13 protein-coding genes and 1 pseudogene are annotated in these 9,854 nt (G+C 72.4%); 7 read left to right on the forward strand and 7 right to left on the reverse strand.

Features of this window, described 5'->3' with window-relative positions; translation table 11 throughout:
• Window positions 1–96: 96 nt before the first annotated feature.
• The 4 genes from I5Q34_RS19335 (at window position 97) to I5Q34_RS35810 (ending at window position 4,070) form a co-directional block, all read left to right on the forward strand.
• Window positions 97–1,599 carry a hypothetical protein gene (locus I5Q34_RS19335; RefSeq protein WP_199894258.1) on the forward strand — a complete coding sequence of 501 codons (1,503 nt, stop codon included), beginning with the start codon at window positions 97–99 and terminating at the stop codon, window positions 1,597–1,599.
• Between the two features lie 435 nt (window positions 1,600–2,034).
• A complete protein-coding gene (locus tag I5Q34_RS19340) occupies window positions 2,035–2,442 on the forward strand; it encodes a hypothetical protein (RefSeq protein ID WP_199893580.1) in 408 nt (135 codons plus the stop codon).
• 81 nt (window positions 2,443–2,523) lie between these two features.
• A complete protein-coding gene (locus tag I5Q34_RS19345; protein WP_199893581.1) occupies window positions 2,524–2,970 on the forward strand; it encodes a hypothetical protein in 447 nt (148 codons plus the stop codon).
• Window positions 2,970–4,070 carry a sensor histidine kinase gene (locus I5Q34_RS35810; RefSeq protein WP_199893582.1) on the forward strand — a complete coding sequence of 367 codons (1,101 nt, stop codon included), beginning with the start codon at window positions 2,970–2,972 and terminating at the stop codon, window positions 4,068–4,070. The genes I5Q34_RS19345 and I5Q34_RS35810 overlap by 1 nt, the downstream gene beginning before the upstream one ends.
• A 5-nt stretch (window positions 4,071–4,075) precedes the next feature.
• On the opposite strand, the gene I5Q34_RS19355 is transcribed toward I5Q34_RS35810, so the two are convergent.
• Both I5Q34_RS19355 and I5Q34_RS19360 read right to left on the reverse strand, forming a co-directional pair.
• A complete protein-coding gene (locus I5Q34_RS19355; protein ID WP_199893583.1) occupies window positions 4,076–4,681 on the reverse strand; it encodes a response regulator transcription factor in 606 nt (201 codons plus the stop codon).
• A 65-nt stretch (window positions 4,682–4,746) separates the two neighbouring features.
• Window positions 4,747–6,492, reverse strand: coding sequence for an ABC-ATPase domain-containing protein (locus tag I5Q34_RS19360; protein ID WP_199893584.1), 1,746 nt, complete (start codon window positions 6,490–6,492; stop codon window positions 4,747–4,749).
• On the opposite strand from I5Q34_RS19360, the pseudogene I5Q34_RS36095 reads away from it, so the two are divergent.
• Window positions 6,491–6,793 (forward strand): annotated as a pseudogene (locus I5Q34_RS36095) (MBL fold metallo-hydrolase); the annotation flags it as partial. The gene I5Q34_RS19360 and the pseudogene I5Q34_RS36095 sit on opposite strands and share 2 nt — an antisense overlap.
• Window positions 6,794–6,835: 42 nt before the next feature.
• Here I5Q34_RS36095 and I5Q34_RS19370 read toward each other — a convergent pair.
• From I5Q34_RS19370 to I5Q34_RS19390, 5 genes are all read right to left on the reverse strand, one after another.
• The gene (locus I5Q34_RS19370; protein ID WP_199893585.1) at window positions 6,836–7,150 is read right to left on the reverse strand and encodes a hypothetical protein; all 315 of its coding nucleotides are present in this window, start codon (window positions 7,148–7,150) and stop codon (window positions 6,836–6,838) included.
• Between the two features lie 298 nt (window positions 7,151–7,448).
• Window positions 7,449–7,694: a hypothetical protein gene (locus tag I5Q34_RS19375; protein WP_199893586.1), complete on the reverse strand. Its 246-nt coding sequence runs from the start codon at window positions 7,692–7,694 to the stop codon at window positions 7,449–7,451.
• 170 nt (window positions 7,695–7,864) lie between these two features.
• Window positions 7,865–8,131 carry a hypothetical protein gene (locus I5Q34_RS19380; protein ID WP_199893587.1) on the reverse strand — a complete coding sequence of 89 codons (267 nt, stop codon included), beginning with the start codon at window positions 8,129–8,131 and terminating at the stop codon, window positions 7,865–7,867.
• A 64-nt stretch (window positions 8,132–8,195) separates the two neighbouring features.
• Complete coding sequence (locus tag I5Q34_RS19385; protein WP_199893588.1) at window positions 8,196–8,339, reverse strand: hypothetical protein; 144 nt, start codon at window positions 8,337–8,339, stop codon at window positions 8,196–8,198.
• Complete coding sequence (locus I5Q34_RS19390; RefSeq protein ID WP_199893589.1) at window positions 8,336–8,479, reverse strand: hypothetical protein; 144 nt, start codon at window positions 8,477–8,479, stop codon at window positions 8,336–8,338. Before I5Q34_RS19390 ends, I5Q34_RS19385 begins: the two co-directional genes overlap by 4 nt.
• A 44-nt stretch (window positions 8,480–8,523) precedes the next feature.
• Here I5Q34_RS19390 and I5Q34_RS19395 point away from each other — a divergent pair, with 44 nt between their 5' ends.
• Together I5Q34_RS19395 and I5Q34_RS19400 are read left to right on the forward strand one after the other, a co-directional pair.
• Complete coding sequence (locus tag I5Q34_RS19395; RefSeq protein WP_277965351.1) at window positions 8,524–9,567, forward strand: helix-turn-helix transcriptional regulator; 1,044 nt, start codon at window positions 8,524–8,526, stop codon at window positions 9,565–9,567.
• The gene (locus I5Q34_RS19400; RefSeq protein ID WP_234429149.1) at window positions 9,564–9,797 is read left to right on the forward strand and encodes a DUF397 domain-containing protein; all 234 of its coding nucleotides are present in this window, start codon (window positions 9,564–9,566) and stop codon (window positions 9,795–9,797) included. Before I5Q34_RS19395 ends, I5Q34_RS19400 begins: the two co-directional genes overlap by 4 nt.
• Window positions 9,798–9,854: the final 57 nt, after the last annotated feature.

A 9,854-nucleotide genomic window follows, 5' to 3' on the forward strand; every position in this document is an offset into this window, starting at 1 on the left:
GCCGCGGGCGGGCGGCCGCGGCCACGCCCCCGGACCATGACGTTCATCACGCCGGCCCGCCACGGTGCCGTCGCCCCCGAGGAGATGACCCCCCTGATGCCCGCAGACCGCCCGACCATGCCGCCGGTGCGGCTCCGCCCCGACGCGGAGCTCGCGCGCGACGCGCTCTCCGCGCCGCTGTTCGCCCGTGCCGCCCGACTGGCCCGCTGGGCCGGGGAGGGCACCCCGGTCGGCGCCGGCGGCGAGCTCCTCGCCGACCAGCTGCGCACCGCGACCGGGCTGCTGGGGCTCGACGGCGACGAGGACGGTCCGGCGTACACCGCCGAGGCGTGGCAGCTCGCGCTCGACACCGGGCTGGTGGAGTTCACGGAGCGGGCCGGGGCCGAGGACTCGGACATGGGCGCGGACGCCGACGAGCCCAGCGGCACGGCGGTGGCCGGCGAGGAGCTGGCCACGCTCACCTCCGGCAGCCCGCAGGACGTCCTGGACCTGTGGCTGGGCGGCCTGGAGTCCGTCCTGGCGGACGCGGCGGCCCCCGACCTGGGCGACATCGTCGACCAGATTTCCGAGGGCGGCGAGCTCGACCTCGACGCGATCGACTGGAACCCGGAGGAGGAGGCGGACTTCCTCGACGGCGTCCTCGGCAACCTCTACCTGCTGACCGCCCTGGACGAGGGCTCCGCCGAGCGGCCCGTGCCGCTCCCGGCCCTGGCCGCCTCCGTGATCGTCCCGGACGACATGGACGAGCCCACCGACGACATCCTCGAAGAGGTCTCCGACGCGATGATGCGCCTGGACGACCAGTTCCGGATGCTCGCCCCGACCGGGCTCGTCGAGTACCAGCCGGTGGACGAGGCGCTGATCGAGGAGGTCGACGGAGAGGGCCACATCCGCGAATCCGTGGACGGCGTGGCCTCCGACGTCCCCGAGGACGAGGACGTCACCCGCTACGGCATGGTCGCCCTGACCCCGCTGGGCGTCTTCGCCGTGCGCACCCGGATGCTGGAGGCCGGCGTCGACGCCCCCGCCGTCGGCGACCTCGCCGAGCGGGACGCCGACGAGCTGCTCGCCGCGCTGCCCCACCACCCGGAGTCCGCGGCCCGCACCGAGACCGAGCTCTGGCTGGCCCGCCGGGAGGCCGTCGTCGCCGCCCGCGACCTGCTGGCCGCCGCGCGCGGCGACGACGAGGACGCGCCGCTGCGCCGCCTCGCCTGCCAGCAGGCCCTCGCGCTCGTCCCCGCGGAGGCCGAGCCGGCCCTGCGCGAGGTCCTCGACGACCCGCAGCTCGGCGGGCTCGCCCGGGTCTGGCTGGCCGAGCGCGGCGCCACGGGCATTCCCGAGCCGGGGGAGGCGATGGTCTTCTGGCTGACCGTGGACACGATCGCCGCCCAGCTCGCCACGGAGGACGACTCGGCCGAACTCCGCGACCTGGTGCAGGGGCTGGTCGGGCAGCACCGCGGCTTCTTCGACGCGGCGTGGCGGGTGGAGCACCCGGCGACGGCCGACGTCCTGGAGGCGATGGGGCGCCTGCACCCGGACAAGAAGGTGGCCAAGGAGGCGCGGAAGGCGGCGTTCAAGGCGCGGTCGCGGCGCGGCTGACGCGCGGAGCGCGCCCGTTCCGGGGCGGGGGTTTTCTCCCCGCCCCGCCCTTTCACCGTTTCTTCCGGGCTCCGCCCGGGTCGGCACCGCGCTCCGCGCGGTGGGCGGGGCTCCGCCCCTGCACCCCGCCGGGGGCTGCGCCCCCTGGACCCCGCTTCGGGGCTCCGCCCCGGGCCCCGCAAAGCGGCTGCGCCGCTTTGTCCTCAAGCGCCGGACGGGCTGGATTCGGGGCTCCGCCCCGGACCCCGGGTCGCGGCTCCGCCGCTCATCCTCAAGCTCCCCGGAGGGGGCAACCCCCAGACAGGCTGAATTTCGCGCCCGGAGGGCGCTTCGCGTGAAGATCTCACGCCAGGGCCGTGAAGCCCGCACTCCCCGGCCGCGTCGCGCCCTGCTGGGATGGACTCGCACCCCCACGAGTCCAATCCTGAGGAAGACATGAGCAAGTTCCAGCGGCGCCGCGCATCGGCCGCCGGTGTCGTCGCGGCCGCCACCCTGTCCCTGATCGGCTTCGCCGCGTCCCCGGCCGCCGCCTCGGCGCGCGGATGCACCGGCAACGCGGGCATGACGGACGGTTCGGGATCGGTCTGCCTGGACGTCAAGGGCACCAAGCTGAAGATCGACCGGTTCACCATCAGCAAGAAGTCCAACAACCGCGCGTGGAAGGACAAGCCGGTCATCGTCGCGGGCTCCTGGTCCTGGACCGGGCCGATGCAGGACGCGCGGCGGACGCAGACCGTCGAGGTCTCCAAGACGATCAACCGCAGCTTCCCCAACAACACGAAGATGTGCGGCTATTGGAGCAAATTCCCCGGCAAGAAGGCTTGCATCACGATCCATAACTAGCGTCGGGTAGGCTGGCGGAGGAGGGACGGGTGCGCACACCCGCCCTCCGCCGCCTGCCGACCGCGACCGTTACGAGGAGAGATGTCACAGCCGCCGCGGACGCGCAGGAAGACGGCCCCCGCCAAGCTCCTGGCGGCCGCCGGCGCGGCCGCGTTCCTGGGCTGGATGGCCGTCGTGATCGTCGCCATCGCCCGCACCCCCGAGGCCGGGGCCGACAGCTTCGAGTCGCTGGCCGCGGTGGTCGACCGCTCCTTCCACAGCGACGACATCGGCGGACTCGAGCGCTACGTCCACGGCGACGGCGCCGGGGAGTACACCAGCTCCCTGGAGGACAAGCTGGCGGACGCCGGGTTCGACGCCGTGCGCGTCACCCCCGACGCCTCCCGGCACGTGCGGACCATCACCCTCACCGCGACCCGCCGGGGCCACCTCGTCTCCTGCGTCAGCTGGGAGACCGTCCAGGACGAGGGCCGCTGGTTCCTCGACCCGGTCGCGCCGCTGCTCACGGACGGCTGCCGGACGTCGTAGTGTTCCGCGCCGACCGGCAGGTCCGCGCCGGCCTGCTCACCTCTCTCGTTCTGTGCGCGGTCTTCTGCGTGGCGCTCGGCACCGCGTACCCGCGCCTGCTGGAGCAGGCCGCCCCGTACGGAGCCGCCGTCCCCGCCGCGCTCACCGCCGCTCTGCTGCTGGTGACCGTGGCCCAGCACGCCCCGCCGCGCGCCCGCCGCCGCCCGCACCGGCGGCTGCTCCTGCTCGCGGCCCAGGCCGTGCTCACCTACATCCCGCTGCTCGTCCTCGGCGAGCCCTGGCTGAGCGTCCTGGGCTTCCTGCTCGGCGCGGCCCTCGCCCAACTGCCCCGGCCGCTCTCGCTCTACGCCGCCGCCGGTGTCGCCGCCAGCGGGCCGCTGATCATCGTCCTGCTGCCCGTCGACAACCGCCTCGGCTTCCGCGTCGCCCTCGACACCCTGCTCGTCGGGCTCGTCGTGCACGGCATCGTACGGCTGTCCCGGCTCACCTCCCAGGCCCAGGCGGACCGGACCCGGACCGCCGCCCGCGCCGTCCAGTACGAACGCGACCGCGTCGCCCGCGACCTGCACGACCTGCTCGGCGCCCAGCTCTCCGCCGTCGCCCTCAGGGCGCAGGCCGCCGAGGCGGCCGCGCACGACCCGGACGCCGTGCGCCGCGAACTCGCCGAGATCCAGCAGCTCGCGCGCACCGCGCTCGCCGACGTACGCGGCGTGGCGCGCGGCCGGATCGCCCTCGCCCTTGACGACGAACTCGCCCGCGCCCGCGCCGTCCTCACCGGCGCCGGTGTCGACGCCGAGGTCACCGGCCCCGCGACGCCCCCGCCCCCGGACCTGTCCGGCGTCCTGGGCGCCGCGCTCCGCGAGGGCGTGACCAACGTCCTGCGCCACAGCGACGCGCGGCACTGCGCGGTCACGGTCGGGCAGGAGGCGGGCGCGGTGCGCCTCGTGATCGTCAACGACGGTGTACGGGCCGGGGGTCCGGACCCGTACGGCAGCGGGCTGCCCGGCCTGACCGCGCGGGCGGAGGAGCGGGGCGGGCGCCTCACCGCCGGTACGGACGCGGACGGCCGCTTCCGGCTGACCGTCACCCTTCCCGCCTGACGGCGTCAGATCCAGCCGTTGCGCTCGGCGATCCGCACCGCGTCCACCAGCGTGCGGGCGCACAGCTTCGTGGTGGCCGCCGACAGGCAGTTGCGCACCCGCCCCAGCGACAGGAACAGCTCGGCGGCGATCTCGCGCGGCGCCGCGCCCGTCGCGGCCAGCGCCAGCACCTGCGCCTCCCGCTCGGTGAGCGGGCACACGCCCGGTTCCCAGTACGCCTCGGCCAGCCCGCTGCCGATCACCCGGCCGCCGGCGGCCACGGTCCGGATCGCGTCGGTCAGTTCGGCCGCCGTCGCGGTCTTGAGCAGGAAGCCCGGGATCCCGGAGGACAGGGCCCGGTGCACCTGCCCCGGCCGGTCCATCCCCGTGAGGATCAGCGACCGGCAGCCCGGCAGCACCTCCCGCAGCGCCCCGGCGGCGCTCACTCCGTCCACGCCCGGCAGCCCCAGGTCCAGCACGGCCACGTCCGGCCGGTGCCGCAGCGCGGCCGCGCACACGTCCGCGCCGGAGGCGACGTCGGCCACCACCTCGATGCCCAGCTGCCGGCCGAGCAGGGAGACCAGCGCGGTGCGCACGACGTGCTGGTCCTCGGCGACCAACACGGAAATCACAGCAAAACCACCCGTTCCCCCGCTTTCCCCCGTTGTGGTACGAGCGTCGATGATAAGCGGCGGTGCTACGCCGTGCCTCTCCGGCGGTCCACCACCGACAGCGTGCGCAGCCGGTTGAGGGCCGCGGCGACCTCGAAGCGGCGGGGGAGCGCGAAGTCTTCGTCGCGCAGGGACAGCAACGGGCCGACCCCGTCGGCGAGTCGGCCGTCCAGGAGGTCGAGGGCGGCGGCCAGGGTGCGGCGCCCGTCCAGGTGGCCCTCGCGGACCAGCAGGCCCAGCGCCAGGCCGATGCCCACCACCTGCCGGGAGTCCGTGATCTGCTCGACCGCCCGGACGTCCACGGTGTGCTCGCCGAGCACGAGGGCGTCGGTGCCCCGGGCGGTCACCCGCAGCCGGCCCCGGACCGTGCCGTCCACCGACGCCGGGTCGGGGCTGCGGTGGACGACGGCCGGGAACGCGTCCGCCTCCGCGTGGCGCCCGGTCGGGACCGCCGCCAGCTCCTTCGCCCGCGCCGTGACGTCCGCCGGGCGGTAGCCGTCCATCATCACGACCCGGTCGGCGACCTCCATGTAGTCACCGGAACCGCCCATCACCAGCACCGTGGAGACCCCGTGCTCGCGGTGCAGCGACCCGACGAGATCCACGAACGGCGTCAGCGGCTCCCGGTCCTTCGCCACCAGCGCCTGCATCCGTGCGTCCCGGATCATCAGATTGGTGGCGGCCGTGTCCTCGTCGACGAGCAGGACCCGCGCCCCCGCCTCCACGGCCTCCACGATCGACGCGGCCTGGGAGGTGGAGCCGGACGCGTTGTCCGTGCGGAAGTCCGTGGTGTCCTGCCCCGTCGGCAGGTGGCTGACGAACGCGTGCAGATCCACCCGCTCCACCCGGCGGCCGTCCTCCGCCCGCACCTTCACCGTCTCGCGGCGCGCCGCCACCAACTCCCGCCCGTCCCCCGGGACATGGTCGTACACCCCGCTCTCCAGCGCGCGCAGCAGCGTCGACTTCCCGTGGAAGCCGCCGCCGACGACGAGCGTGACGCCCTCCGGCACGCCCATCCCCGACACGGCGCCCGCGTGCGGGAGTTCGACGGTCACCCGCAGCCCATCCGGGGACCGGAAGGGGACGACGCCCGGCCCGGTCGCGGGGCGGTCGTCCACGCCGCTGCGGCGCGGCAGCACCGCGCCGTCGGCCACGAAGGCCACGAGCCCCAGGCCGGGCAGGGCCTCACGCAGGGCGCACGAATCCTCGGCCGTCCCGACGAAGCGCTGTACGGCTGCTGCGTCCAACGCCTCGTACCGCAGGGCCCGTTCGGCCAGCCGTGGCAGGCGGCGGCACAGGACGTCCTCCGCGGCCCGGCCGTCGATGCGGCGCCCCGGCCCGGGGAGGGGGACGTTCAGCCGCAGCGTCACCGCGCCCGCCTGCGACACCTGGCAGGAGGAACGGTCGAGCACCTCCTGACCGCCCGCGTCCACCAGCAGGTCGTCGTCGGCGAGGGCCGCGGCCCGGCGGGCGAGGAAACCCGCCAGCGCCCGGCGGCGCAACGGCGTCCGGCACAGCTCTGCCGGGAACCCGGCGACGGACGCGGGCACGTGCACGGCGACCCGCGCGGGCGGCGCGTACGGATCCGCCTGCGCCCGGACGAGCTCGACCGCGAGCCCGTCCACCCCGTCCGCCCCGTCCACGTTCCACCGCCCGGTCAGCGACCTGTACCGCCCGTACGGTGCGCCGTCGAGGCGGCGCAGGGTCGCCGGGAGGTCGCCGTGCTCGCGCGGCGCCCGGGCGGGGCGGCGCCTGTCGGTGCTGTACGCCATGGTTCTGCGGTCACCTTTCCTCGGCGGTGTGTGTGCTGCCGCAGGAAAAGCCTGCCGCGCCCCACTGACACTACGGCCCGGGCACCTCACCTCCTACGAGACCGCCCAGGCCGCCCTGGAGCTCTACCGCTCCGCCGCCGACGGCTCCCGGCCGGTCGCCGGCCTCATCTGCACCCACCCCCACGTGGACCACTTCGGCGGCTCCCGCGGCCTGTTCGCCGATCGTCACACCGGCGCCGGAAGCCGACTGCGGGCTGACGGGCTGACGGGCCGACGGGCTGACGTGCTCCGGAACGGCCGGGCAGGCCGGCCCGGCCGTTCCACCGCCCGTCCCGATTCGGATTCAGAAGATCGCTTCCAGTTCCCGTACCTCGTCGAGGACTTCCTCCATCTTCAGCGACGGCAGGATGTGCACGCGATTCCACTGCGGAATGCGGCTTTCCACGAGGAAGCGGTCCACGTTCTCCGACGTGTCCGCCTCCACGATCACGATGATCAGGTGTTCCCGATTGACGATCGGCCCCGCCAGAATGGTGACGCCGGACTTCTCGGCGATGCCCGGAATCTCCGGAGCCAGCCGGAGCAGCAGTTCTTTCGTGCTCGCGTTGCTGGTGGGACAGACTTCCGGACTGTGGGTCGCCAACAGGACGTAGAGCATGGTCTGACCTCCTGGTCCCCTGGGAAGGTCGTACAACCAGCGTATGTCCCGGTTCCGGGGCCTGGCGAGTCGCCCGGTTCTGTAGTCGGCTGGCCCCCATGGAGAAAAGACGCGTCGCCGCGCTGATCGCCGTCGCCCTGACCGTGGGATCCCTACTGACCGGTACGTCGAATTCATCCGCTTTGTCCGCGGAAGCCTCCGGACCCGTACCGGGAATCGATCTCGACACGGTGACGATCCCCGAATTACAGGCGCGCATGGCGGACGGCTCGCTGACCTCGTCGGCGCTGACCACCGCCTACCTGCGGCGGATCGAGGCCGTCGACCCCTCGTTCAGCAACTCCCGCTTCGCGCGCATGAACCCGCTCTTCTTGATCCCGAGTCGGCGCGCGATCTCCGAGAGCGGTGGTACCGCCGCCCCGCGGAGCCGTCGGAGCACCCACAGGAGAAGGTTGCGGGCGTCCGAGCCGAGGCGGGGGTTGTCGATGACGTCGTTCGGAACCTGCGTGAAACGGCTTTTGAGCGCGCTAACATGCACGAGCATTTGTTGGGAGTCCTCTGTCTTCCCTGCGGGTGTAGACCCCCTTCGCCGGTTGCCGCCGGCGTCGGGGGTCGCTTCGCGTTCCGGTGCGGAGCAACCCGATGAGCGCACCGTAGCTGCGCCGGATGCCCGGAAGCTCCTTCAAGGGCGCATAACCCCCTTGTGGGTGACGGTTACTCCTGGAGGTAACCCGCCTTGGTCAACTCCCGCTTGGCACGCAGGAAGCGGGACTTCCTGATCCCGGCCTGGCGTGCCACCTCCTCGATGGACAAATCCGAGCCTTCGGGCTCCGACAGCAGCCACAAGGCCAGGTGGACGGCTTCCGAGCCGAGGCGGGGGTCGGTGATGAGCTCGTGCGGAACGAGCGTGACGTCGCTGCCGAGGGGCGCGACATGTACGAGCAAGGTGCAGTCGCCTTCGTTCTTCTCCCGGTGTCCCATTTTGCGCACCGTAGTCCGCGCGGGCGGCGGCGGATCCCCCTTTGGGGTGCAACACCCTTGTGGGTTATGTTCCGTGCGCATCGCGCAGATGGCGCCCCATAATCGTCGTCAGCTCCTCGGCCTGCTCGCGGTCGCCCGCGCGCCAGGCGCGGTAGTAGCGCTCCTTGATCTTCCTGCACTCCGCGCAGGGGCGCCGCTGCTCGCTCACCCGAACTGCCCCTGACGGCTACGGGCGTTGGCCGCCGCGACTCCGGCCCGCATGGTCTCCGGCCGCACCGCCTTGTACGTACGCAAGGCGGCTGCCATGAGCCGGGCTTCGCCCTCGCTGAGCGGATCGAGGACGGACACGCGTCGCGCATCGGGGGCTCCGGCGTCACGTGCACGGTCAGCCCGTGGGCTTTGAACGCGTCGTGCAGCTCGACGGCCAGCCGAGCTGCGATCTCCCGGAGGGCGATGAGATCGGGGTTTCTGGGCATGGGGGTACCTCGGTGGGGGCCGGGGTCGCTCCGTTTTCGTTTCCGTATCCAGCATCGGGCAGTGGCGCTACGCTCACCAGCGGAATCGTTTTCGGCGACGTGGAACGTAAATGGGTGGCAACGGTGCCTGCCCCTAAGGGACTTGACCCGTCGGCGTCCCTGGCGGCCCTGTACGGGGCGAAGCTGCGGAAGCTTCGGATTCGGGCGGGCTGGACGCAGCGGGAACTTGGGGACAAGGTCCCCATTGCGCACAGCCGGATCGCTCAGTTCGAACTGGGCAAAGAGGTGCCGCATCCGAAGGTTTCGGATCGGCTGGACGAATTGCTCGGCGCGGGCGGGGACCTGAAGGATCTACGGGAGGCCATCGAAAAGGCCCCATATGTCGACTGGGCGGTGAAGTACATCGAGTACGAGGCGAAGGCAATCGCCATGCACAAATACCTGTCGCAGAGCATTCCTGGGCTGTTGCAGATCGAGGCGTATGCCCGGGAGGTCATTGGGCATGCGCAGCCCTGGCTCACGGCGGTAGAGATCGATCTGAAGGTTGCGGCGAGACTCGACCGACAGAAGCTCCTGGCGCGATCCGACCCGCCACTCCTGTGGGCGGTACTTGACGAGGCAGTGCTGCGACGCCCGGTGGGTGGCCCTGCCGTGATGAGGGAGCAACTCCTGCGTGTTCTGGAAGCGGCGCGGAAGCCCAAGGTTGAGGTGCAGGTTCTGCCTTTCTCCGCCGGAGGCCATGCCTCGATGGGCGGCTCGTTGACCATGCTGTCCTTCAAAGCTCGCCCTGACGTGGCGTATCTGGAAGGCGGAGCCCTCGGCGAGCTTGTGCGGGACCGCGCCACTGTGGCGAGGCACTCCCACTGGTATCACTCGGTACACGCGATGGCGCTGCCCATGGGCCCTTCGGTGAAACTGATCGAACAACTGGCAGAGGACTACGGCAAATGTGCCTCTTGAGCAACCCCGCATGGCGGAAGTCCGCGTACAGCGACGGGGGCGGGGACTGCGTCGAGATGTCCGACGAAATACGCGACGTCGCGTCCATAAGAGACGCCAAGCGCCCTCGTCGCAGAGCCCTCCAATTCCCAACCCCCGCCTGGACCTCCTTCACCGCGGCCCTCGCCGAGCATCGTCTCGCCGCATGGTGGAGCGCCACGGACGGCACCCCCAAGGGCGGGACGCATTGAGCTAGTGTCGCGTGATCCCGCCTATGTCACTTCGAGTTGTTCGCGACGAGTTTCCTG

It is taken from the genome of Streptomyces sp. AV19 (genome assembly GCF_015999245.1).
Lineage (GTDB): Bacteria > Actinomycetota > Actinomycetes > Streptomycetales > Streptomycetaceae > Streptomyces.